The organism is Priestia sp. SIMBA_032, from assembly GCF_046535215.1.
Lineage (GTDB): Bacteria > Bacillota > Bacilli > Bacillales > Bacillaceae_H > Priestia > Priestia aryabhattai.
Genome location: NZ_JAWRXD010000009.1, coordinates 19,870 through 43,833, shown reverse-complemented (window position 1 = coordinate 43,833; position 23,964 = coordinate 19,870). Strand labels below are relative to the sequence as shown.

At 37.9% G+C, this 23,964-nt stretch carries 28 protein-coding genes; 17 read left to right on the top strand and 11 right to left on the bottom strand.

Annotation, left to right across the window (positions count from 1 at the left end):
* Positions 1-3: 3 nt before the first annotated feature.
* The 3 genes from SB717_RS22575 to SB717_RS22565 all read left to right on the top strand — a co-directional run bounded on the left by SB717_RS22575 (position 4) and on the right by SB717_RS22565 (position 2,811).
* Positions 4-1,617 (top strand): long-chain fatty acid--CoA ligase, encoded by a 1,614-nt coding sequence (locus SB717_RS22575; RefSeq protein WP_074682948.1) that lies wholly within the window; start codon positions 4-6, stop codon positions 1,615-1,617.
* A gap of 5 nt (positions 1,618-1,622) precedes the next feature.
* The gene (locus SB717_RS22570; protein ID WP_074682949.1) at positions 1,623-2,426 is read left to right on the top strand and encodes an enoyl-CoA hydratase; all 804 of its coding nucleotides are present in this window, start codon (positions 1,623-1,625) and stop codon (positions 2,424-2,426) included.
* 112 nt (positions 2,427-2,538) lie between these two features.
* Positions 2,539-2,811: an HU family DNA-binding protein gene (locus SB717_RS22565; RefSeq protein ID WP_013055305.1), complete on the top strand. Its 273-nt coding sequence runs from the start codon at positions 2,539-2,541 to the stop codon at positions 2,809-2,811.
* A 40-nt stretch (positions 2,812-2,851) separates the two neighbouring features.
* Here SB717_RS22565 and SB717_RS22560 read toward each other — a convergent pair whose 3' ends face one another.
* Positions 2,852-3,037, bottom strand: a complete 186-nt coding sequence (locus tag SB717_RS22560; protein WP_028412560.1) for a YhzD family protein — start codon at positions 3,035-3,037, stop codon at positions 2,852-2,854.
* 141 nt (positions 3,038-3,178) lie between these two features.
* Here SB717_RS22560 and SB717_RS22555 point away from each other — a divergent pair, with 141 nt between their 5' ends.
* From SB717_RS22555 to SB717_RS22540, 4 genes are all read left to right on the top strand, one after another.
* Complete coding sequence (locus SB717_RS22555) at positions 3,179-4,078, top strand: ABC transporter ATP-binding protein (protein ID WP_410904778.1); 900 nt, start codon at positions 3,179-3,181, stop codon at positions 4,076-4,078.
* Positions 4,071-5,324 (top strand): ABC transporter permease, encoded by a 1,254-nt coding sequence (locus SB717_RS22550; RefSeq protein WP_074682951.1) that lies wholly within the window; start codon positions 4,071-4,073, stop codon positions 5,322-5,324. Before SB717_RS22555 ends, SB717_RS22550 begins: the two co-directional genes overlap by 8 nt.
* A 427-nt stretch (positions 5,325-5,751) precedes the next feature.
* The gene (gene yhaM, locus SB717_RS22545) at positions 5,752-6,693 is read left to right on the top strand and encodes a 3'-5' exoribonuclease YhaM (protein ID WP_013055309.1); all 942 of its coding nucleotides are present in this window, start codon (positions 5,752-5,754) and stop codon (positions 6,691-6,693) included.
* A gap of 65 nt (positions 6,694-6,758) precedes the next feature.
* Entirely contained in the window at positions 6,759-6,941 is a 183-nt protein-coding gene (locus tag SB717_RS22540) for a sporulation YhaL family protein (RefSeq protein WP_013055310.1), read from the top strand.
* Positions 6,942-6,983: 42 nt separating this feature from the next.
* Here the strand turns inward: SB717_RS22540 and SB717_RS22535 are convergent, their stop codons facing one another.
* On the bottom strand, positions 6,984-7,907 hold the full coding sequence (locus tag SB717_RS22535; protein WP_074682952.1) for a peptidylprolyl isomerase: 924 nt from the start codon (positions 7,905-7,907) through the stop codon (positions 6,984-6,986).
* A 307-nt stretch (positions 7,908-8,214) separates the two neighbouring features.
* On the opposite strand from SB717_RS22535, the gene SB717_RS22530 reads away from it, so the two are divergent.
* Entirely contained in the window at positions 8,215-8,304 is a 90-nt protein-coding gene (locus tag SB717_RS22530) for a YjcZ family sporulation protein (RefSeq protein WP_074682953.1), read from the top strand.
* Positions 8,305-8,340: 36 nt separating this feature from the next.
* Complete coding sequence (locus tag SB717_RS22525; protein ID WP_410904777.1) at positions 8,341-8,436, top strand: YjcZ family sporulation protein; 96 nt, start codon at positions 8,341-8,343, stop codon at positions 8,434-8,436.
* Positions 8,437-8,471: 35 nt separating this feature from the next.
* Here SB717_RS22525 and SB717_RS22520 read toward each other — a convergent pair whose 3' ends face one another.
* Positions 8,472-8,651, bottom strand: a complete 180-nt coding sequence (locus tag SB717_RS22520) for a hypothetical protein (RefSeq protein ID WP_013055312.1) — start codon at positions 8,649-8,651, stop codon at positions 8,472-8,474.
* A gap of 476 nt (positions 8,652-9,127) precedes the next feature.
* Between SB717_RS22520 and SB717_RS22515 the strand changes: the two genes are divergently transcribed.
* Entirely contained in the window at positions 9,128-9,472 is a 345-nt protein-coding gene (locus SB717_RS22515) for a DUF1878 family protein (protein WP_014461678.1), read from the top strand.
* 3 nt (positions 9,473-9,475) lie between these two features.
* On the opposite strand, the gene SB717_RS22510 is transcribed toward SB717_RS22515, so the two are convergent.
* Both SB717_RS22510 and SB717_RS22505 read right to left on the bottom strand, forming a co-directional pair.
* Positions 9,476-10,072, bottom strand: coding sequence for an HTH-type transcriptional regulator Hpr (locus SB717_RS22510; protein ID WP_014461677.1), 597 nt, complete (start codon positions 10,070-10,072; stop codon positions 9,476-9,478).
* Between the two features lie 113 nt (positions 10,073-10,185).
* On the bottom strand, positions 10,186-10,581 hold the full coding sequence (locus SB717_RS22505) for a YtxH domain-containing protein (protein ID WP_028412556.1): 396 nt from the start codon (positions 10,579-10,581) through the stop codon (positions 10,186-10,188).
* A 73-nt stretch (positions 10,582-10,654) separates the two neighbouring features.
* Between SB717_RS22505 and yhzF the strand changes: the two genes are divergently transcribed.
* Positions 10,655-10,873: a membrane protein YhzF gene (yhzF, locus tag SB717_RS40275; protein WP_465245805.1), complete on the top strand. Its 219-nt coding sequence runs from the start codon at positions 10,655-10,657 to the stop codon at positions 10,871-10,873.
* 257 nt (positions 10,874-11,130) lie between these two features.
* Here the strand turns inward: yhzF and SB717_RS22500 are convergent, their stop codons facing one another.
* Complete coding sequence (locus SB717_RS22500; RefSeq protein WP_045292399.1) at positions 11,131-11,661, bottom strand: tryptophan transporter; 531 nt, start codon at positions 11,659-11,661, stop codon at positions 11,131-11,133.
* 124 nt (positions 11,662-11,785) lie between these two features.
* A complete protein-coding gene (serC, locus tag SB717_RS22495) occupies positions 11,786-12,883 on the bottom strand; it encodes a 3-phosphoserine/phosphohydroxythreonine transaminase (RefSeq protein WP_410904776.1) in 1,098 nt (365 codons plus the stop codon).
* A gap of 253 nt (positions 12,884-13,136) precedes the next feature.
* On the opposite strand from serC, the gene SB717_RS22490 reads away from it, so the two are divergent.
* From SB717_RS22490 to SB717_RS22480, 3 genes are all read left to right on the top strand, one after another.
* Positions 13,137-13,691, top strand: a complete 555-nt coding sequence (locus tag SB717_RS22490; protein WP_074682956.1) for a PadR family transcriptional regulator — start codon at positions 13,137-13,139, stop codon at positions 13,689-13,691.
* Positions 13,692-13,708: 17 nt separating this feature from the next.
* Entirely contained in the window at positions 13,709-14,152 is a 444-nt protein-coding gene (locus SB717_RS22485) for a GNAT family N-acetyltransferase (RefSeq protein ID WP_410904775.1), read from the top strand.
* A 303-nt stretch (positions 14,153-14,455) separates the two neighbouring features.
* Complete coding sequence (locus tag SB717_RS22480; protein WP_410904774.1) at positions 14,456-16,351, top strand: acyltransferase family protein; 1,896 nt, start codon at positions 14,456-14,458, stop codon at positions 16,349-16,351.
* A gap of 102 nt (positions 16,352-16,453) precedes the next feature.
* Here the strand turns inward: SB717_RS22480 and SB717_RS22475 are convergent, their stop codons facing one another.
* Positions 16,454-16,888 (bottom strand): HIT family protein, encoded by a 435-nt coding sequence (locus SB717_RS22475; protein ID WP_216884949.1) that lies wholly within the window; start codon positions 16,886-16,888, stop codon positions 16,454-16,456.
* Positions 16,889-17,579: 691 nt separating this feature from the next.
* Between SB717_RS22475 and SB717_RS22470 the strand changes: the two genes are divergently transcribed.
* Both SB717_RS22470 and SB717_RS22465 read left to right on the top strand, forming a co-directional pair.
* Positions 17,580-18,323, top strand: a complete 744-nt coding sequence (locus tag SB717_RS22470) for an ABC transporter ATP-binding protein (RefSeq protein WP_074682960.1) — start codon at positions 17,580-17,582, stop codon at positions 18,321-18,323.
* Positions 18,316-19,521 carry an ABC transporter permease gene (locus SB717_RS22465; protein ID WP_410904773.1) on the top strand — a complete coding sequence of 402 codons (1,206 nt, stop codon included), beginning with the start codon at positions 18,316-18,318 and terminating at the stop codon, positions 19,519-19,521. Before SB717_RS22470 ends, SB717_RS22465 begins: the two co-directional genes overlap by 8 nt.
* 37 nt (positions 19,522-19,558) lie before the next feature.
* On the opposite strand, the gene SB717_RS22460 is transcribed toward SB717_RS22465, so the two are convergent.
* A complete protein-coding gene (locus SB717_RS22460) occupies positions 19,559-20,278 on the bottom strand; it encodes an EcsC family protein (RefSeq protein WP_410904772.1) in 720 nt (239 codons plus the stop codon).
* Between the two features lie 115 nt (positions 20,279-20,393).
* Complete coding sequence (locus tag SB717_RS22455) at positions 20,394-21,602, bottom strand: M20 family metallopeptidase (protein ID WP_410904771.1); 1,209 nt, start codon at positions 21,600-21,602, stop codon at positions 20,394-20,396.
* A gap of 224 nt (positions 21,603-21,826) precedes the next feature.
* Between SB717_RS22455 and SB717_RS22450 the strand changes: the two genes are divergently transcribed.
* Positions 21,827-22,492 carry a phosphatase PAP2 family protein gene (locus tag SB717_RS22450; protein ID WP_410904770.1) on the top strand — a complete coding sequence of 222 codons (666 nt, stop codon included), beginning with the start codon at positions 21,827-21,829 and terminating at the stop codon, positions 22,490-22,492.
* Between the two features lie 46 nt (positions 22,493-22,538).
* Here SB717_RS22450 and SB717_RS22445 read toward each other — a convergent pair whose 3' ends face one another.
* On the bottom strand, positions 22,539-23,927 hold the full coding sequence (locus SB717_RS22445; protein ID WP_410904769.1) for a hypothetical protein: 1,389 nt from the start codon (positions 23,925-23,927) through the stop codon (positions 22,539-22,541).
* Positions 23,928-23,964 lie beyond the last annotated feature (37 nt).

The following is a 23,964-nucleotide window of genomic DNA, read 5'->3' as shown; positions in this document are numbered from 1 at the left end:
TTAATGATGAATGTACAGTTAACCGTACCATCTATGATGGAAAGAGCTGAAAAGCTGTTTGGTAAAAAAGAAGTGGTTTCTAAATCTTCAAAAGGAATTCAGCGTTTAACTTATAATCAGTTAATAAAACGGACTCGGCAGCTCTCTAGTATGCTAGAACGAATTGGAGTGAAGCGAGGGGAAAGAGTCGGAACGTTTGCATGGAATCATCATAGACATCTAGAGGCTTATTTTGGTGTGCCGGGAATAGGCGCTGTTCTTCACACAATTAATATCCGGTTAGATTCCGAGCAAATTGTATACATCATTAACCATGCACGCGATAAAGTCATTTTACTTGATGAATGCTTTTTACCTTTATTTGAAAGCATTCATCAAAAGCTTCCACATGTTGAAGCCTATATCATTATGTCAGATGAAGGTGAGCTGCCAGAAACAGACTTGCCAGTTTATCATTACGAAAATTGGATTCAGCAAGGGCATGCATCGCATTCCTTTGTTCAAGATTTAAGCGAAGAAGAACCAGCAGGTCTTTGTTATACCTCTGCTACTACAGGAGAGCCAAAGGGCGTTGTATATTCTCATCGCGCTATTTATTTGCACTGTATGGCGCTAGGGCTTGCTGATAGTGCTGGATTATCAGAAGCTGATACCGCTATGCCTATCGTTCCAATGTTTCACGTAAACGCATGGGGAATTCCTTTTGCTGCGGTCTGGTTTGGAACAAAGCTCGTGCTGCCGGGTGCTTTTTGTACTTCGGAGACGATTGCTTCTCTGATTGAACAAGAGAGAGTAACTCTTGCAGCAGCAGTACCTACCGTTTGGTTAAATTTTTTACAAGAGTTAGAAAAAAAGCCTTACGCAGTTGATAGCTTGCGCGCTATTTTATGCGGCGGATCAGCGGCCCCAAAAAGCGTCATTCGAGAATTTCAGGAAAAATATCAAATTGAATTTATGCATGCATACGGAATGACGGAAACAAGCCCTGTTGTAACCGTGTCCCGCTTAAAAAGCTATCAGTACAGCGAAGACTCTGAGTATCAGCTCAGCGTAAAAGCGAAGCAAGGTTTCTTAGTTCCTGGCGTTGAAATGAAAGTAATAGGTCAAAATGGAGAAGTTGCTTGGGATGGAGTGGAAATGGGTGAGCTATTACTAAAGGGGCCATGGGTAGCTTCTGAATATTACAAGGATAAAAGAACAGCAGATACGTTTAAAGACGGCTGGCTGTATACGGGAGATATTGTGACGGTTGACGAAGAGGGAACGATCAAAATTGTAGACCGAACAAAAGATTTAATTAAAAGCGGAGGAGAATGGATTTCATCTGTTGATTTAGAAAACGCGCTTATTGCCCATGAAGCTGTTTTCGAAGCCTGTGTCATAGCAGTCCCTCATAAGGTGTGGCAAGAGCGTCCAGTTGCTTGTGTCGTGTTAAAAGATGTATATAAAGGTGTCGTTTCGTCAGAAGAGCTGCTCAAATTTTTAGCGTCGCAATTTGCAAAATGGTGGCTTCCAGATGAAATTTTATTTATAGATGAAATCCCGAAGACAACGGTAGGAAAGTTCTTAAAACGTACGCTTCGTGAACAAGTCGTTAATCATTATCAGAAAGGGTGAGTAAGATGACCGTCGAATTAAAAGTAGTAGAACTAGTTTTACAAGAGCGCGTCGCCACAATTTCGTTTAACAGGCCGGATGCGTTAAATGCATTAAATGAAGAAGTGCTAGAGCAGTTTATTCAATGTTTAAAAGTTGTCGAAGAAAGCGAAGCGGACTTTTTAGTAGTAAAAGGAAACGGAAAAGTATTTTCAGCAGGCGGAGATATTAATATGATGATGTCACCTTCACAATCAGAACGTTTTGAGCAGGTGATGGATTTGATTAATGAAGCCGTGCTGACTTTATACAGCCTGCCTCAAATGACGATAAGTGTACTGCACGGTGCGGCAGCAGGGCTAGGGCTCAGCATCGCGCTTGCTTCTGATTATATTATTGCAGAAAGACACACAAAAATTGCAATGAACTTTATCGGCATTGCTCTAATTCCCGATGGAGGCGGTCACTTTTTACTAGAAAAGCGCATCGGTGCTCACCGTGCGAAACAGCTGATTTGGGAAGGAAAGACATTAAAAGCAGAGGAAGCTCATCAATTTGGCATAATTGATGAAATAAAAGAAGGAGATTTGGCGAAGCGTGTAGAAGATTATCTCTCATATTGGCTAAAAAAACCTTCACGTGCTTTGAAGGAAACAAAGCGAATTTATGTGGAGACATCTACTTCACAATTAAAGCAAGTGCTTGCCCTTGAGAAAAGAAGTCAGTTTGCTATGAGCCAAAGTTTGGATCATAAGGAAGGTGTACGTGCGTTTCTGGAAAAGCGAGCTCCTGTTTTTAATCAAAGTGAAAAAGATATTTCCGAAAATTAAGTGAACTAGTTTAAAAGCCAATATTTTTGTCTATCATATTGATAGAGCATGTTTAAAAGTTGCAAAACAGTGGTAACACAAGATAATGTAGAAACTAATGAGGTGATTGGAAATGAACAAAACAGATTTAGTAAACGCAGTGGCAACAAAATCGGAGTTAACAAAAGCAGATGCATCTAAAGCAGTTGACGCATTACTAGAAACAATTTCATCAACGCTAGGTGAAGGTGAAAAAATTCAGTTAATCGGCTTCGGTACATTTGAAGTACGCGAGCGTGCTGCTCGTACAGGCCGTAACCCTCAAACGGGTGAAGAAATGCAAATTCCAGCATCAAAAGTACCGGCATTTAAAGCTGGTAAAGAACTAAAAGAAGCTGTAAAGTAATATAAAACGCCGGAAAGCTAAACCTTTCCGGCGTTTTATATTAACGATGAAATAATACAAGTTTTCCGCTAGAGCTAACGCATCGATGTGTTTTTTCTAAATAGGCAAGCTCTTCCAACTTTTTGGTGCCGATAGTCTTTGCTTCTGTTTCAGAAGCTGCTTCGAAACTTTCATCTATTAATTTTTCTCCAGTCTTTTCAAAAGCGGTTAATGTATAAGTACTCATAAAATCTACTCTCCTCTTATAGTATCATTGTAAGCGTATTCAACATATTTCTCGTCTTATTCCCCTAAATCCTGCTAAGGTTTACAGATATCATTTTTTTCCATACAATAAACATAGGTTTATCTACAAAGGAGGAATTAAATGTCTCTTTCTATCCGTGAAGTTTCAAAAAGGTACGGTGAATTTACAGCTGTAAACGAACTATCCTTGCAAATTCCAAAAGGTGAAGTGTTTGGTTTTTTAGGTGCAAACGGTGCTGGCAAAACAACGACGTTTCGAATGATTTTAGGACTCATTGAACCAACCTCAGGTCACATCCAATGGAATGATAAATCTTTAACTTATAGTAGAAGTCATCTAGTTGGTTACCTTCCAGAAGAAAGGGGACTATATCCAAAATTAAAAGTCAAAGATCAGCTTGTTTATCTAGGGCGGCTGCGCGGGATGAAAAAAGCTCACGTGCTGCAAGAAATGGAGCGCTGGTTATCTCGGTTTAATATTCCTCAATATGCTTCAAAAAAAGTAGAAGAACTATCCAAAGGAAATCAGCAAAAAATTCAATTTATCGCTTCCGTTATTCATCGTCCTGAGCTGCTTATTTTAGATGAACCTTTTAGCGGCTTGGATCCTGTAAACGTAGAGGTACTAAAAGAAGCGGTACTTGATTTAAAAAAGCGCGGAACGACGATTGTTTTTTCAAGTCACCGAATGGAACATGTGGAAGAACTTTGTGAATATTTATGTATTATGCATCATGGTACGCCTGTTGTATATGGAAGACTGCCGGAGATTAAGCGTGCATTTGGCAAAAAAAATGTCATTGTACACGGAAAAGGTCCGTTTGAGAGAATTACGGAGCTTGAAGGTGTTGTAAAGGTGAAAAAAACGGTTGAAGGCATGATCGTTCAAATTCAACATGAATCCGTATCACAACTCATTTTTCAAGAACTTAAACACTTTTCATTTGTATCTAAATTTGCAGTGGAAGAGCCTTCATTAAATGATATTTTCATTGAAAAGGTAGGTGCTTCCTATGAATAAATTTTGGGTTATCGTTTTTCATACATATCTTAATAAATTAAAAACAAAATCTTTTATTATTACAACGATTATTACTGCTCTTATTCTAGTTGCTCTTACAAATATGGAGAAAATTATCGACGTTTTTAATTCAGATGATAATGGCACAAATGTGGGTGTCATCTATGAAGTGGAAAGCGTATATACGTTGTTCAAACAAAATGTAAATGCCATGGATAAAGACATTCATTTAAAAGAATTTACGTCTGAGTCTAAGGCAAAGCAAGCGGTAAAAAGCGGGCAGCTCGATAGCTATTTACTTTTATCTTTAAACGATAAGCAGCTGCCTCAAGCTGTGTACAAAGCTAACTCTTTGGCCGAATCAAATCTTTCTTCTACCTTAGAACAGGCGGTACAGCAAACAAAAGTGGCTATGGCTACAGTGAAAATCGGTTTAGAAGAAAAGCAAATTGATCAGCTTTACAGCCCTGTTTCATTTAAAAAAGAAGCGTTAGTTGAAAATGCCAAAACAGAACAAGAGCTAAATCAAGCAAGAGGTCTTGTGTATGTGTTGCTGTTTGTTATTTATTTTGCCGTTATCATGTATGGAAGCATGATTGCGATGGAAGTAGCTACTGAAAAATCATCCCGCGTTATGGAGATCCTTGTATCGAGCGTATCACCTATTACACAAATGTTTGCTAAAATCATTGGAATTGCTCTGCTCAGCTTAACACAGCTTGCAGTGATACTGAGCGTAGGCTACACATCGTTAAAAGCCAGTGTGGAAACAAATCATAACGGTATCTTTTCTTATCTCGGATTTAATGATGTTCCGCTGACTACATTCATGTATGCATTTGTCTTTTTCATATTGGGGTACTTTCTTTTTGCTACGCTCGCGGCTTTTTTAGGTTCTCTTGTGAGCCGTATTGAAGATGTACAGCAAATGATTACGCCCATGACCCTTGTGATTGTGGCCGCTTTTTTAATTGCTATGTTTGGACTTGGTGATCCTGAAACCACAATCATTACAGTCACATCTTTTATCCCGTTTTTTGCGCCGATGATTATGTTTTTGCGTGTAGGTATGTTAAATGTCCCTGTGTGGGAAGTGAGTGTATCGATAGGGATTTTAATTGTGACGATTACTGCTTTAGCAATATTTGGTGCCCGTGTATATAAAGGAGGCGTTCTTATGTATGGACAGTCTACCTCTTTTAAAGATATTAAAAAGGCGCTGCAGTTAACGAAAAAAGAAACATAAAGAAGTGAGAGGCTGAGACAAAAATAGTTTAATTGTAGGAAGGTCCGGACGAACAATCTAGATTCTTGATGGAGAATCCAACTCGTTCGGATTTTTTTATTGCTATTGGTGACCATAGTTTTCATGTATGTAGTTGCTTCTAGCTGTGTATTGGAGGGCAAGACGAAGACTCCCGCGGAAAGCGAAGTCTTGCAAAGAAATCAACAGCGATGTCTCAAGCAGTTCAGCTCCTTTATCCAATTTGTTCGTCTTTAAATTGCATTGATTTTGTTATGTCGCAATCTCATCTTTTATGAAAAAGCGTCTGCCCGTGCATTCGATGCCAAGCGATGGTAAAATGAAATGTAAAGAGCTGTAAATAAGCGGACGAAGCGATAAGAGCTTTGCTATCAAATACATAGAATGAAGTGGTAAGGAGGAAAAGATCATGACAAAAGGAATTGCTCAATACGAAGTAGGAGAGCAAGTTGATCTTTATTTTTTAATTAAATCCTCAACGAGAGGAATTGCAAGCAATGGAAAGCCATTTTTAACGGTAATCCTACAGGATAAAACAGGTGATATTGAAGCCAAGCTGTGGGATGCATCCCCAGACGACGAGGAAAATTATGCTGCTCAAAAGATTGTGCGAGCTGCTGGAGAAGTAATGAATTACCGCGGGCGCAACCAGCTGAAAATACGCAACATTCGTCCTGCACAGCCCCAAGACGGAGTGCGCACATCTGACTTTTTAGAAGTGGCGCCTTTATCTCAAGAAGAAATGGTCGAACATATTACAAAGAGTATATTTGAAATGAAAAATTCGAATGTCCAGCGCATTACTCGCCATTTGTTTAAAAAATATCAAACGGAATTTTTAGAATATCCGGCAGCAACTAAAAATCACCATGAGTTTGTATCGGGACTTGCCTACCATGTCGTGTCTATGCTGAAGCTGGCTGAGTCATTTTCAACCCTTTATCCAAGCTTAAATCGCGACTTGCTGTACGCTGGAGTGATTCTTCATGACCTTGGCAAAGTATTTGAACTTTCAGGTCCTGTTTCGACGATATACACAGTCGAAGGGAACTTGCTTGGCCATATCTCGATTATGGTGAATGAAATTGGAAAAGCGGCGGAAGAATTAGCGATTGAAGGAGAAGAGGTTATGCTTCTTCAGCACCTTGTATTATCGCATCACGGTAAGGAAGAGTGGGGAAGTCCGAAAAAGCCGTTAATTAAAGAGGCTGAGATGCTTCATTTGATTGACAATGTAGACGCTAAAATGAATATGCTAGACCGAGCATTAACAAAAGTGAAGCCTGGTGAATTTACAGAGCGTATTTTTGCACTTGATAATCGCTCATTTTATAAACCAACGATTGATTAAAAAGGTATAAGTCTTTCTTCCTTCGCATATAGTGGTTGTAAATAAATGTGATGGGGGATCAATATATGGTGACACTACCAATTTGGATTTATTTAGTTGTAGCAGGCATTTTCTTTAGTGGATTTATGGCGATTCGTGCTGCGCAACATGATAAGCAAGTGGATGATTCGTTTATTGAAAAAGAGGGACAAGTTTTCATCGAAAGAATGCAAGTGGAAAAAGAAAGACGCAACAGCGATTCTATCTGATTATATAAAAGAGCCTGTCACTCATGTGACAGGCTCTTAGCATTACTGCTGAGGAGTTTCTACGCCAGATTGACTATCTGTCGCACCTTCTTCGAAAATTGGTTTTACATTTTTATCTTTGACTTCCACTTTTGCTTTATCAAGCTCTTTTTGAATCTTCTTGTTCGCTTCTGCTTGATCTACTTTTGAACGTTTGATTTGCTGCTCAAGTTCGGGTTTCTTTTCCTCAAACGATTCTACTTTCTTTTTATCAACTAGTTTAATGATATGGTAGCCGTACTCTGTTTTGATTGGTTTACTTACTTCACCTTTTTTCAGCTTGTAAGCCGCTTCTTCAAATTCTTTAACCATTTGGCCTTCACCGAAGTAGCCTAAATCGCCGCCGTTAGCTGCAGACTGCTGATCCGTTGAATATTCTTTTGCCAGACTAGCAAAGTCCTCGCCTTTTTTGATTTTCGCTTCTACTTCGTTTGCTGTTTTTTCGTCTTTTACTAAAATATGACTTGCGCGAATTTGAGGTTTTTGAGCTTTATATTCATCATAAGCTTTTTTCAGTTCTTTGTCCGATACCTTAATGCCTGCTGTAGCAGCTTTTTCACGAAGAATATCAACTTTTAGCATATCTTTGACTTCTTTTTCGCCTTTTTGCTTAATAACTGAATCCACCTGATCACCGTATTGTTCTCTTAGAATGTTCAACTGCTGATCAAGCTCTTTATCCGTTACTTTATATTTTTTACTCAATACTTTTTCTTCAGTAACGCTTCGTACGAGTGTATTAAATTGGTCTTGTCCGATTGTATCTTTCATTTGCTTATACAAATCACCTTGCGTGATATTGCCTGCTTTTGTTTCTACAATCACTTTTGAAGAATCGTTTGCATTTGAAGCATTACTTCCCCCGCTGCATGCTGATAAAGCAACGAGACTGGCTGCCGTTGTTAGTGCAACTAAGCTTTTTTTCATACGTAAACACTCCTACTCATCATTTTTACTTATGTAGCTTGACTCAAGATTTACTATATCACATTTCCTGATGTTAGCAAATGAAGTTAAAACCACGTAAATTTACATTTATTTTCCACTAAGCATGGAGTGATTATACGCTTATGATGCCTTTTTTATAAAGCATTTTCAAAATGGTGCACAAACTCACAGAGTAATCTCCAAACGAGAAGCAAGGGAAATAAATTATGGAGTTTGGGCTAAAAGCCTAGACGTTTTTTGAGGTAATGCATAAGATGCAGTATTAGTAAACAAAGGGGGTGCTCAAATGAGCGGATGCGGATATGGAGGCGGTTTTGCACTATTAGTTGTACTGTTTATCTTATTAGTCATTGTTGGTTGTGCATGTTACCACTAGGAAATAGATGAATATAAAAGGAAAGGGGCGATAGATATGGGTTCTTACGGATGCGGATACGGCAGTGGATTTGCGCTATTAGTCGTATTATTCATCTTATTAATTATCATCGGAGCTAGCTGTTTTTGCTAAGCCTATAAAAAAGCGGTGAGACATCTCACCGTTTTTTATGTAAATGATACTTCAATATAAGATGAAACTAATAAAATGGTAATTAATACATTAATCGTACGAAAAACTTTAGGCTGTTTTTCAGCTGGAATTTCTTTTTGAATACACAATGTATTTGTTAGTGCATTGATGTAGAATAAAATGAATAGTGCAAATACAATAAAGAATATGTACATAAAAATCCCCCTAACAAAATCAGTGTGACAAAGACAAAAAGTCTTATAGTCATTTATATAGTACAGCTTTGTATGAATTTACAAATATCTATATTAACATTACCAAAAAAGCGGTAAAATAGATAGTTATATATACAGTTGAGCAAAGAATTTCAAAAGGTATTTACACAGAAATGCGGTTTTTATTTTATAAAGGGCAATTAAGAAGTTGAGAAATAGGTTTTAAACGAAATAGCAAAGTGAATGGATAAAAAGTGAGTAACAATTAGCCATTGTGCAAAAGGATTGTTAAAAAGGACAGAGGGATTTATATTAATATATGCAGTGAGTACATAATCAGTATATGAAAATCTTTATACGGTGCTACTCAAACAGGAAATGTGATTGACGAAGAAAGAATTATTTGGAAGAACATGAATGAATCATGTACAATATGGAGTAGAGGTATATGAACGTTGAAGGAGTAGGGGAAGCGGATGGAAACTTTAGAATCTCGAGTATCACGTTTAGAATATTACATAAAACTGTTATCAGGGACATCTGAACAAGAAGCTAAACCATTTATTGATTTAGTGGTAAGAAATCAGCTTACAAAGAAGGAAGTAGAGGAAATCTTAATTCTGTGTGAAGATACAAAAAGCGAATATATTGAGCAAAAAGCGGAAGGTCTAACAGACTTTGTTCCGCTTCTTACACAATTTGTTGGCATGCTGAATTATAAATTAAATCCAAGAGAGACGGTCGAATCGCTTCGTTACCAACCTTCTTATCAAGATGTGATGAATGAATTTTTTGAAATTATTCAATGGATAAGGGACTAACCATTAAGAGTTTGAAATAGTCTCCTGGTGGTTCTCTTTATCTTTCTTGACAAGCTTGCCATCTTCTTCAGTGAATTCCTCTTCGATATGATGGAAAGATCGCTCGAAGATATCCATAAAATCTTCACCGTAAATTTTGCGGATGACGGTCATTAGTTCCATAAACTCAGGGAATTTGCCGTACAAGTCGCGCAATGGAAGTGCACCGCTGAATACCGAATTATTAGAAGGTTCGTAATGTTCCATTAAATCTAGTAAAATGGCCTCGCCTTTATCTGTCAGCTGAATGTACGTATTTCGCTTGTCGCTTTCCTTTTTAGAAAACTCAAGCAAACCTCGTTCTTCTAGTTTTTTGGAGAAGTTAAACGCAGTAGAAACATGCATAACTCCAAACTTGGCAATTTCGGAAATGGAAGCCCCATTTAAATGATATGAAATCCACAAAATATGATGCTCGTTAATATTAAGGTCATAAGGCTTAATCCATTGCTGCCAATCCTTCTCTACGGTTTTCCAAAGGGCTTTACTTAATTGGGCAATGCGTTGGCTAAATAGAAGTGCTTCTTTCAAACTGTAATCTTGATCACTAGTCTTTTTCATCTTCTCCCACCTACTTAGTCTCTTTTTTTATTTATCTTCTATTATGCCAATAAAATAAAAAATTATAAAGATGTAAATTTACAAAATTTTAAAAAATTAAAAAAGAAGGCGCTTTAACCTTCTTTTTTGTCAATTTTTTCATTGGGATTTTTAGTTGTCTGTACATGTTCCTCAAGGTTTGACAAAGAATTTTGGATTTCTTTCAAATGATGCTGAATGGATTCCTTATGAGGGACAATTTCTTCTTTAAACTGACCAAGGGTAGTAGAAAGGTCACTTGCGATATTTTTCACTATAGTATTTCCTTCTCTGGCGGTCATTTGTACTTGTTGAGAAACAGCTTTTATTTTTGTTGAGAGCTCTTGTTGTGAAGCGTTAACTCGGTCTTTTCGAGAACTGACACGCTGTTTAAGTTCTCGTCCTGAATATGGAGTAATAAGAAGCGTTGTAATAGCGGCAACGGTGCTTCCGATTGCTGCTCCAGCTGCTAGTTTTTTCATTCTACTCATTATTTATTTCCTCCTATGTAGTAAAGTAATTGCTAACACTTCCTTCTGACATAATCATAAAAAAATAGCATAGATTTATACAAAAGAAGGAGGTTATCAACATGGGATAGCTTTATTCATTCTTTTGATGATTAGCCTGAGTTTTTTTCTGGCTGCCTTTAAATGGTTTAGCCTTACGACTAGAACGGCATCATATCCACCTAAACATGTGCTTAAACAGAAGTCTCTTACATGTGCGACAGTGGCTTTTGCGAGTTTTTTATTGGCGCTTATACTTTATTATGTAACCTAGGACGGGGAACTTAAACCTTTATTACATAGTAAGTCTTCATACCTATTGTATGAGCTGCAAATGAAATTTAAGTGAAAAGCATCCTGTACCATTTCTTTTTAAACAAAAAGTTAAGAGTCGAACTGTAGGCTGTCTTTAAAAGATCAGCAACATACTATAAATGAACCGTTTTATCTGAAGGTCCGCCACGCTTTGGCGGGCCTTAGTTTTTGGTGTGAAAAAAGAGCCTGATTCTTAACTAAATCAGGCTCTTGACGTTACGATAATTTTGCTTTGATGCTTGTGCGTTTTAGAACGGATTGAACAATTGGATAAATAACGATCATAACGATTGTATTCACTACTGTTGCAGGCAATACAACTGCAGCAACAAGCGCCATGACGCTATTTCCGCCCGGTAAGCCGACGATTAGCGCGGCAGCTGACAAGAATACGGTTCCTGATACGAGTGTACCAACAGCTGTTAAAGCAGCGGCAACTGGTGTTTTAATGCCTGTTGCTTTTTTCACAAGCATAAATAATGCAAAGAAAACAAATGCTGTAATTGGTTTATCAATCAAGTTTGCAATTTGTCCGCCAGGAAAGCTTGTTGTTAAAGCGGAAATAACCGCTGTGGTTAAGCTAACCAATGCAACATTTTTTACGCTAGGAAACAACAGGATTGCTAAAAACATCATTGTTAACATCATATCTGGTTTCATTCCAAATAAAACAGGAGGTACCACCGTGTGGAGAACCGCTCCAATTCCGACTAATAACGCTAAAGAAACTAAAACTTTTGTATTCATTTCTCATCTCTCCTCTTCTAAGCTAAGCTCGAAATATACCAATAGTGCGTCTATGCCCATTGCATATATTTACGTACTGATTATAACATATTTATGCGAAAAAAGAATCAGTTAATTCTGCCAATTATGCGTTTGCCTGTGCAAATTCATCCATAAAGACGGCAAGAGCTTCACACGCTTCAAGCGGTACAGCATTGTAAATAGAAGCGCGGCATCCGCCGATTGAACGGTGTCCAGCTAATCCTACGAAGCCTTTTTCTTTTGCTTGCTGTAAAAACGCAGCGGTTAACTCATCGGTTGGTAAAGTAAACGTTACGTTCATAATTGATCGGCTTTCCTCTGTAGCGTGAGGGGTATAGAAACCATTTGAACGTTCCATGCTTGTGTAGAGTAACTTAGCTTTTTTATGATTTTGGGCTTCAATTGCTTTAACGCCGCCTTGTTCTTTAATCCAATCTAAAACAAGTGAAAGCATATAAATGCCAAACGTTGGAGGAGTGTTGTAAAGAGAGTTGCTCTTTACGTGTGTCTCATAATTCAGCATTGTTGGTAAACCTTCAGGAATACGTTTAAGTAATTCTTTCTTCAAAATGACAACCGTGACACCGGATGGTCCGAGGTTTTTCTGAGCACCAGCATAAATGAGTGAGAACTTAGATACATCAATTTGACGGCAAAGAATGTCGCTTGACATGTCGGCAATTAAGTCTACTCCTTCAATAGAAGGATAGTCAGCCCATTGTGTACCAAAAATAGTATTGTTGGACGTGATATGCAAGTATCCAATCTCTTCTTTTGGAAGCTTTACATCATCTAAAGCTGGAATAGAGCGGTAGTTCTCTTCTTTAGTAGAAGCAACAACTGCTGTTTTTCCAAGTTTCTGTGCTTCTTTTAATGCTTTTTCCGACCATGATCCCGTTAGCACATATGCCCCGACTTGATCAGGAGCTAAAAAGTTCATTGGAATCATAGAGAATTGCAGGCTTGCTCCGCCCTGCAGGAATAAAATTTCATGTGTATCTGGAATATTAAGCAATTCCGTTAGTGTTTCTTTAGCATGTGTTAATACATCTTCAAACTCTTTGCTGCGATGCGATAATTCCATCACAGACATACCTGTATTTTTGAAATTAACTAGCTCCTCTTGAGCAAGTTGTAAGACAGGTAGGGGAAGCGCAGATGGACCTGCATTAAAATTATAAGCTCGGTTTAACGTAATCACATTAATTCCTCCTCAAATTAGTTCGAACACTCATCATACAAAATGGCTAATGACTGATGTCAGAAAGAATATCATTATACTATCACGAAAACCATGGATTGTGGAGGTAACTTTTCAAAAATTTAAATTAATCTGTAAAGAGGAAATAATAGAAAAAAGATAAATAAAAAGTATGCGTAAACATGTTTTGGCAAACATGTAAATGAAATGTTTATATGCTATACTGATGGAAGAAATAATGTGGAGGAACAGAATGAGAGTATTAAAATATGCAATATTAGGGCTCTTAAATCAGGAGGAGCTCAGCGGGTATGACATTACCAGACTTTTTAAAGAAGAGGTTGGTAACTTTTGGAGCGCCAAACACAGCCAGATTTATCCCGAGCTAAAGCGATTAACAGAAGAAGGATTTATTCGCTATGAAACGGTGATTCAAGGCAAAAAATTAGAAAAAAAGATGTATTCGATAACGGAAGAAGGAAGAGTCGAGCTAAGCAAGTGGCTCACTACAATTGATCCTATTCCTGAAACAACTAAAGATGAATTTATGTTAAAAGCTTATTTTGCTTCATCCATGTCAATAGAAGAGTTAAAGCAACAAATAGATAATCAATTATCAAGCAGGAAAGTGAAGCTGACTTTTTTAAAGAAACGACTGGATGACCTTTTAGAAGAAGTTAATCACCATATTACCGTTTCTTCTCCTCAATTTGGTCATTACTTGGTGCTATCTCGCGCTCAAGACCGGGAGACAAGCTACATCAATTGGCTTGAACGTACGCTGAATTTAATTGAAAAAGAACAATAAGAAAAGGTGAGCAGATTATGAGTTGGTGCATAAAATCATTTCAAGAGCTGACAAACGATGAGCTTTATGAAATTCTACAGCTTCGCACCTCTATTTTTGTTGTCGAACAGAAGTGTGCTTACTTAGAAGTAGATGGAAAAGACAAATTTGCTTATCACTTGTTCAAAAAAGAGAATGAGAAAATTATCGCATACCTTAGAGTTTTACCAAAAGGAATTAGCTATAACGAAGCTTCTCTTGGGCGCATTATTGTAAAACAAACACAGCGCGGTACAGGTCTCGGAAGAGAACTAGTAGCAAGAGGAATTGATTTTCTAGAGAGTGAATTGCACGAGAAAACAATTAAAATTCAAGCACAAAGCAGGCTTCAAAAATTTTATGAATCGTTTGGTTTTAAACCTATTTCCGATATTTATTCAGATGAAGGGCTTCCCCACGTAGATATGCTAAAGACACCTTAGAAACTTCACCAATTGTGTGAAGTTTTTCTATTTCTGAAACGGGTAAGGTGAAAGAAAGATGTTAGGTCTTAGTACCGCGCAGATAGAATCGATATGACTACTACTAAATTAGTAATTTATGAATAAGATAGATAATAAATTTGTTTCTTTTTACTTATTCTTTGATTTTAAGTAAGTGATATATTGAAGAAAGTAATAATATTGTATATAATGATTTTTGTAACAAAAATGTAACAATTGCGTAATATTCTTAATATTAATTCAGAAAGAAATTTGTTGTACATATTGCTTGGAGGCATTTTTATGAGTGCAAAAGAAAAGAAAAATAGGTATATATATAGTTTGGATGGACTTCGAGCCTTCGCTGTTATGTCTGTCATTGCATATCATTTAGGATTTGGATGGGCATCTGGAGGGTTTTTAGGAGTTGACGTTTTCTTTGTATTATCAGGGTATTTAATTACCTCGATTTTACTGGTGCAATCTTGGGAAAATCCTTTAAAAAATTTGAAGCATTTTTGGATCAGCCGAACGAGAAGACTTCTTCCAGCTGTGTATGTGATGGTCGTATTAACTGCAGCATGGGTTATTTTATTTAACCGGCCATTGTTAACAACGCTACGAGGCGATGCATTATCGTCTATTTTTTATATGAGTAACTGGTGGTTTATTTTTCATAAAGTTTCATATTTTGATAGTTTTGGATCACCGTCACCATTAAAGAACTTATGGTCACTTGCTATTGAAGAACAGTTTTACATTGTGTGGCCACTTGTTTTATTATTGGGTTTGAAATTTATTAAAAAGAGAGGAATTCTTTCTCTATTTATTTTAGCTGGAGTAATGGCCTCAGCTATTCTAATGTCTTTTTTATATGAGCCAGGAGGAGATCCTAGCCGCATTTATTATGGAACCGATACTCGGCTGTTTGCCCTTTTAATCGGGTGTTTACTTGCATTTGTCTGGCCGATGTATCGTTTATCATCAAAAAACCTTCCACCCGTAGGCAAGCAAGTATTAAACGCGGTAAGTATGGTGAGTTTCTTTGTATTTATTCTCTGCGTATGGAGCGTTGATGAGTATACTCATGCATCTTTTCTTTATCAAGGTGGAATGCTGCTGATTTGTTTAAACGCTGCTGTACTGGTTGCAACAATTAGTCATCCTAGTAGTTTTTTAGGAAAAGCTCTGTCGTTTAAACCGCTTCGCTGGCTTGGTACTAGATCATACGGTATCTATTTGTGGCATTATCCGGTTATTGTTCTTACAACACCTGTAGCCGAGATTGGCCGCCCGGTCTATTGGCATGCGCTGTTACAAATAGGGCTTACATTTATCATTGCTGAACTTTCGTACCGTTACATCGAGGTGCCTATCCGCACACGCGGCTTTCGCTATTATTTCCGGCACTACCATCCGAGAGAGCTTTTTAAATGGCGTAATCTCTCTCGTTCGAGACAAGCGGTTTTGGGCAGTCTCATTTTCTTTTTGGCGTTGTTTACAGCGGACATGACAAGCTTTGCTATTAGTACGCAGCAAAAGGATGAAACGGCAGCCAAAGAGACAGAGGTCAAAATTCAAACGAATCATAAAGAAAATGCTTCAACTTCTGTTAAAGACAAGATCAAAGCGGAGGATAAAAAAGCAGAGAACGCGAAAAAGAATTCCGCAGAAGAAAAATCTGATGCAAAAGAAGAACAGCAGCCGAATTCTTACAGAGATGTTCTTGCGATTGGAGATTCGGTCATGCTGGATATTGCTCCTAATCTTAAAGAGATGCCGCTTAGTATTGCGATTGACGGAAAAGTAGGAAGGCAGCTCAATGAAGCACTGCAGCTAACTCCTAGTTATCAAGCATTTAATAATCCGAACAGCGCAGTGATTATTGAGTTAGGAACAAACGGCTATTTTACAAATGAAGAACTTGAACAACTGTTAAAAGCTTTTTCACAAGCGGACGTTTACTTAGTGAATACGCGCGTTCCTCGTTCCTGGGAAAGCACCGTGAACAAGAACTTGAAAGCTGCTTCTGAAAAGTTTGATCACGTCACGCTTGTAGATTGGTACTCTGAGGCTTCTAAGCATCCTGAATACTTTACATCAGATGGTGTCCACTTGGTACCTGAAGGATCAAGAGCATTAACAAAATTGATTGAAGAACGTATGAATTTAGAAGTTAAGAAGGAAAGTCGTTCATAATAAGTGAAAAGCCGCACTATGTTTTATATCACACACCGATTAAACCTGTGTCAAATAAAAAGATAAAACAAAAAAAGCTTACATGTGTAAGCTTTTTTTGTTTCAAGAAAGACGAGAAGAAATATTGCCAGCGATTTCTTGAAGTTTTTCAGGCGTGTATTCGCTTGTATGCTCTTTCCATACAGCACCGAATCCATCGCCTTCCCCATAGCGAGGAATAATATGCATATGATAATGAAACACGGATTGACCAGCTTTTTCACCATTATTATTTAAGATGTTTAAGCCGATTGGGCTGTAGGTTTCTTTAATTGCATTAGCGATTTGAGGAACCACTTCAAATAAATTGCGCGCAATTTCCGGCGTTAGTTCGTGAATGTCTTTTTTATGTACTTTTGGAATCACAAGCGTATGACCTTTTGTTACTTGGCTAATGTCTAAAAAAGCTAATACATGTTCATTTTCAAATACTTTTGCACTTGGAATTTCACCGCGAATAATTTTGCAAAAAATACAGTTTTCATCATGTGTGCTCATTATGTTCACCTTCCGTTACCAATATAAATGTATGGGTATACATGTACGTTTATTTTACCACAAAGTAGAAATGCAATCAGCAGGCAAGAAATAGCCACTGGCATTTTATACACAAAAACGGGATGCAAACGATTATGCATCCCGTCATGTGAAGAAGGAAAAAGTAGCTTTTAATGCAGCATATGATCTTTAAGGAACACCTCATTTACGTAATTACATTGCCTAATGAAACAGTAACTTGAAAAAGTATATTCTCTTTAACAAACACCTCATTTAAGCATTGAGCTAAAAAAATATACAATGTGAACGAAATCGTTCTTGGTCTTTGACAAACACCTCATTTACACAGTAATAAATGAACATTATTGTCTACCCATTATATATATTCTTACTACGTTCATGACTACCATCCCCTTATGAATCAAACATACATCGATTTACAATAAGGTTTTCTGAAATATGCCTGCTGTAGACACCTCATCCCAAATGTAAGAAGCTTTGTAATGATTAGTTGTAATCAATCACTTGTTTTCCTTCTTCCCTATATAGAATGTCCCGATATTTCGTTTATATTCTGGAAAAATTAACCGAAAAGAATTGAAAACGATGTGAGGAAGAAAAAGATTTGGTACAATAGAGCAAATAGCGCTTGCGCTTGTAGACAAAAAAGAACAAATAAAAGGAGATCGTGATGGGTTCTTTATTGCAAATTAACAATATTACAGGGGGATATACAAAAACTCCCGTCTTAAAAGATGTATCGTTTGATGTAAATGCAGGTGAATTAGTTGGGTTAATCGGCTTAAACGGAGCCGGCAAAAGTACAACGATTAAACATATCATTGGATTAATGGAAGCAAAAAAAGGAAGTGTATCCATTAATAATAAAACCTTTCAACAAGACCCGACAGGCTATCGAAGTCAGTTTACGTTTATTCCAGAAACTCCTGTGCTATACGATGAATTAACATTAAAAGAACATTTGGATATGACAGCTATGGCTTATGGACTTGAGCCTCAAGCATATGAAGCCCGTCTGCAGCCGCTTTTAAAAGAATTTCGTTTAGATCGGAAGTTAAAATGGTTTCCCGCGCATTTTTCAAAGGGAATGAAGCAGAAGGTTATGATTATGTGCGCTTTTTTGGTTCAGCCGTCTCTTTATATTATTGATGAACCTTTTTTAGGTTTAGACCCGCTTGGTATTCAATCTTTACTTGATTTGATGACGGATATGAAAAAACAAGGTGCAGGCATTTTAATGTCCACACACATTTTGGCGACCGCGGAACGCTACTGTGATAAATTTGTTATTTTACATAACGGAGAAGTAAGAGCGCAAGGTACGCTTAGAGATCTTCAAGAAGAATTTCAGATGCGCAATGCTACTCTTGATGAAATTTATATTGAATTAACAAAGGAAGAAGGCTATGAGTAAGGTTGATGCATTATGGAAGCAACGATTTCAGCAGTATTTAGTGGATGTAAGAAGATATACAAAATATATCCTAAATGACCACATTAAATTAGTGTTAATTTTTGCGATTGGCGGCTTGGCCTACTATTATCAACAGTGGTTGAGTACACTAACACCTGCGTTTCCTTCGGCTGTAGTAATTGCGATCCTTATGGGATTGATTTTAACAATGGGCCAAATTCAAACGTTTTTAAAACGACCTGATTTAGTCTTTTTACTTCCTTTGGAGACGAAGCTGCAGCCTTATTTCAAAAAATCTTTTTGGTTTACCTTTACAATTCAGCTTTATATTTTATTATTTGCAACGGGTGCAGCAGCGCCTCTTCACGTAAAAGTAATGCATGATTCGTACTCAAATATTTTTGTGTTTTTTCTGCTATTACTCATTCTGAAAGTTGTAAACTTAGGCATGTCTTGGTGGGCCGTATGGTTTGAAGAAAAGTGGGCGAAGTGGACAGATTATATCGTCAGGTTTTTCTTAAACGCGGTTTTTACTTATTTCTTGTTTTCGCATGCATACGTATTTTTTACAGGAATTGTAGCGATAATTATGATTGCTCTAGCCATTTATTATCGCTCTCTGACAAAAAGGAAGCCGATTAAATGGGAAAAGCTAATTGACTTAGAAGAAAAGCGTATGGGCTATTTTTATCGATTAGCTAATTTATTTACGGATGTTCCTCAGGTAAAAGAGCGAATTAAACGCCGCAGATATTTAGATTGGCTAGTAGCACGTATTCCATTTCGTCAAAATGCCACTTACCATTACTTATACACCAGAACATTTTTGCGATCCGGAGATTATTTAAGTTTGCTCGTTCGCTTAACTGTCATTGGCGGATTTTTAATTGTAGCTGCGCCGTTTCAATACGGCAATATAGTGGTTGTTTTATTTGTTGTATACATGACGGGTTTTCAATTACTCCCGCTTTGGAAGCAGCACAAGCAGATTTTATGGCTTTCTCTTTATCCGGTCGAAGCTAAAGAACGAAAAAGGGCATTTTTGGACGTATGGAAAAAAGCGCTGTATGTACAAATTTTTGTGCTCGCCATAGCGGTGGCTTTTTCTAATGTAGTTGCTGCATTGCTTTCCGTGGCAGCGGGTGCTATATTTATTCACTTATTTGTAAATGCATATGTAAATAAAAAATTAACGTAAAAAAAGCTCCGAATGGAGCTTTTTTTACGTTTTTAGGCTACTTTTGAGACGAAGATAATATCCGAAAGCGATAGACGTTCATCGCTACTTTTGTGAGATGATCAAGAAGCTGATAATTAGCATACGCACCTACAACAGCTCCAATCCCCGGCATCAGTTGAAACATTTTCACAACATCAATGTAATCGCGATATTCTTGTTGAAAAGCTTTCCAATCAAGCTCAAGAAGTTCCTCTTTCTTTTCCTCCCAGCTTTCTATTATTTCGAGCAGCTTAGTTCTATGGTCGTCGCTGCAAAAGGCAAGATGAAAAATATACAGCATATAAATGCGTTCTTCTTTTTCTTTTACATCAAAACCATACGTAGCGGCAATGTCAAATAAGCACTTCATTTTTATGGAAAGAAGAAGCGGGAAATCTGCTGCACCTAAAAGGAGACCGCCTGCACCAGTACCAGCTCCTTCTACAGCAGCAGTTTTTTTGTACTTAGGTATGAGCTCCAAAATTCTTTTCTCTTTTTCTTCAAACGAAAGACTGCTGACATCTCTTTTTTTAGTCGTGAAATTGGACCCAACAAGCGTGGTTTCAACCATTTTTTTTATACTTTCAGTTATAATTCTATGGACTTTAGCAGGGATTTTTTCATTTATTTTAAGTTGTAAAGATTTTGCGGTACGCTGAAATTTAGAAGGTCGTTTCAACATGCTAAATTTCCAATGTTCAGCTTCTCGTAATACTTTTTCTTCATACGTATTCAAAAAAGTCACCTCTTTTCAGTCGATATAAATACTACGTTTTAAGTGAGAAAAAGTTTCCTAAAATATAAAACAGCAAGCGCTCGTCCGTTTATCTGTACGAATGCTTGCTGAATGATCAATTAGCTTTTATTGCGTTTTTAGAATGAGCCTGTTCTTTTAAATACTCAACAGCAGCCGTACCAAGCGTTTTAGCTGCGATAAGCATTGCTTTTTCGTTAAAATCAAATTTAGGATGATGATGAGGATAAGGAGCATCTACACCTTCTGGCTGAGCTCCCGTAAAAAAGAACGTTCCTTTAATATGCTGCAAATAATAAGAGAAATCTTCTCCAGTCATGTGAGGCTCCGTTTCTTCGACTGTATGAACTTCATCGATTTGAGAAGCAGCAGAAGCAAGAAAAGCCGTTTCTTCCGGGTGGTTTACGACGGAAGGATAGCCGCGCGTATAACTCAGCTCATAAGAAGCATCAGCTGTTAAGCATGTACCTTGGACAATTCGTTCGATTTCTTTTTCGACATTATTTCTCACATCTTCGTTAAAAGTTCTTACCGTTCCAATTAGCCGAGCAGAATCAGCAATAATATTAAATGCATTTTCCGCTACAAAAGAACCTATGCTCACGACCGCTGAATCAATTGGGTTTACACGTCTACTTACAATTTGCTGTAAATTAACAACAAGCTGAGAGGCGATGACGATTGAATCTTTTGTTTTATGGGGCTGTGCACCGTGTCCGCCTGCTCCTTTGATCGTAATTTCAAAGCGATCAGCAGCTGCCATAATAGGGCCCGTTCGATATTGAATCACACCAGTCGGAGTTAATGACCATAAATGCGTTCCGAATATCGCGTCTACACCGTCTAAGCATCCGTCTTCAATCATAGACTTGGCGCCTCCGGGAGCGTACTCTTCGGCGTGCTGATGAATGAAGACGATTTTACCAGGCAGAGAATCTCTTATTTCAAAAAGCGCTTTAGCAAGGACTAAAAGAGCAGCCGTATGACCATCATGGCCACATGCATGCATCACGCCCGGAACAGTTGATTGATAGGGTACATCTTTTTCATCTTGAATAGGAAGGGCATCAAAGTCGGCTCTCAAAGCTACAGTAGGACCGGGTTTTCCTCCTTGAATGCTTGCTACAATGCCGTTTCCTCCTACATTTGCTCGGTAAGAAATACCGATTTTGTCATAAAAAGACCGAATGTAGGCAGCAGTTTGAAATTCTTTAAAAGACGGCTCTGGATACTGATGCAGATAGCGGCGAATTTGAACCATTTCATCAAATTTTTCTTCAAGTAAAGTATGTAGCTTGGAGTTCACATAACCATATCCTTTCTGTGTAAGTTGAATAAAGTTTTGAATTTTTTGACATTTTAATCATTATATCATTATCTATAAAAAAGAAAAGAATGTAAGCGTTGTTATTGAAAAAAGTAATTGAATCATGAAATATTTTATATACATAATAGATACATAAGATGAGAAATAGGGATAAAGAATGAGTTTTTTACCAATTTTCTCGTGAGATAATAGGAGGTAACGATATGGTAGATTCACAAACTGTATCTCTGTACAAAAAATTGATGTGGGCATTTGGAATTGCGGGTCTCGTTTTTTTAGGAGTGTTGTTTGCTGTGTCGACAGATTCTTTTCAAGGAGACCGCTGGCTTGTTTCAGCTATAGATGACAGCACTATTCTTCAGTCAGCGTCATCTGTTTTTCACGGCCTGTCTTTTTTAGCTTCAAAAGTAATGATTATGGTTCTTTTAGCTGTACTTATTATTTTTTTATTTTTTAAAAAAGATTATATTGGCATGATATCCGCATTTTTACTTATTTTAAGCGGCGATATTATTAACAAAGCAGTTAAAGATGCGGTAGAACGAAGCCGTCCTCTTGAAGGCATCGAAGGCTATAGCTTTCCAAGCGGCCATGCGATGATGGGAATTCTTATCTACGGTCTGATTATCTTTTTTCTAACAAAACATATGAATAATCAAAAGGTAGCCAAGCGGTATCAGCTTGCAATTACTTTAATCGTTTTATTAATAGGTGTGAGCCGTATTCTATTAAGAGAACATTTTTTAACAGATGTCTTAGCTGGCTACAGCTTAGGTCTTATGTGGCTTATTGTAGGCATTTTCCTCTATACGCTTGTTTATGCATATGTAAAGCCGTCAGCAGAAAAAGAGTTTCCAAAAGGTATGTAAAAATATATACATAGGGCCCCCTTCATAGAAAGAAGGGGGCTTTTGTTTAAACTAGAAACATTGCGACAATCGTTGTAACGACTAATCCAATTGCTACAGGTTTTAAATTGCGTCTGGCAAGTTCAAACGGACTAACTCCGCAAATCGCAGCAGCCGGAATCAGCGCCCATGGAATCAACGTTCCCCCTCCAACCCAAATCGCAGCAATTTGCCCCAAAGCAGTTAGCGTGGCAGCGCCCGATCCTAAAGCAGATGCAAATAAATGAGAGACAGAGCCTACGAGTGAAATACCTGAAAATCCTGAACCGTCTAACCCGGTAATAGCTCCTAGCGCAGTTATCGTCACAGTAGCGACCTGTGCGGTTAACGGCACGGTGGAAGCAAGCGCAACGCCTAGGTCATTTACAAGTCCATGTGATCCTTTCGGAAGAAAGTCACCAATGATTGTTTTGAACCCAGCATCTCCTAAATAGAAAAAAGCGGCAATCGGAATAACGGGACCGAATACTTTAAAACCAAACTGCAAGCCTTCAATCAAGTAGGAAGTTGTTTGTTCGAGACCTTTTCCTTTGTGAGCAATAAGCGACACCACTACTAAAATAAATAGAGCTGTACCTCCAACGAGAGCAGTGGCATCTCCTCCCTGTAAATGAAGGGCGAACATTGCCCATACGTCTATAGCAAAGAAAAGGGGAACGATAATGGATAAAGCCCGGCGTAGTGAAGGAGAAAGAGGTGTGGATTGGTTAGAAGAGCTGCTTGTTAAAATTGTCGGTTGCGCCTGAATTCTATTGTGCTTCATATCTTGTTTTAGAAAGTAAAAAGCAGAGAGCGTTGTAACGACTCCCATCACAATGACAAGAGGGACACTTGCTTGAACAACCTCGTGAACCGGAAGACCTGCTGCGTCAGCGGTTATCTTAGGGGCAGCTTGAATAACAAAGTCACCTGAAAGCGCAACGCCGTGACCGAATAAATTCATCGCTACAGCTACGCCTATAGCCGGAAGCCCTACGCGGATGGCAACTGGTAACAGCACGGCTCCAAGTAAAGCAACGGCTGGAGAAGGCCAGAAAAAATAGGAGATTGTCATCATAACTAATCCAATAACCCAATAGGCAAGAGCAGGTGTTTTAATGAGGCGAGCAAAAGGGGAAATCATCGATTCGTTTATTCCTGTAGCCATTAAGACTTTACTCATGGATACAATAATTGAAATAATTAAAATGGTAGGAAGCAGTTCTGTAATGGCATAAATGAAGCTGGAAAAAACAGCGCTGACGGAGTGGCTTAACGAAGAGGTAGCCGTTAAGGAAAGCAAAAAAATCCCGAGTATACAAAGGATACTCGTATCTCGCCGCACAATCATAAAGCCGATAATGAAGGCGATAAAAAGGACATACATCCAATGAAGAGCTCCAAGCTCTATGCCCATAAAAATTCCTCCCAATAGGTGATATAGTATACAATAT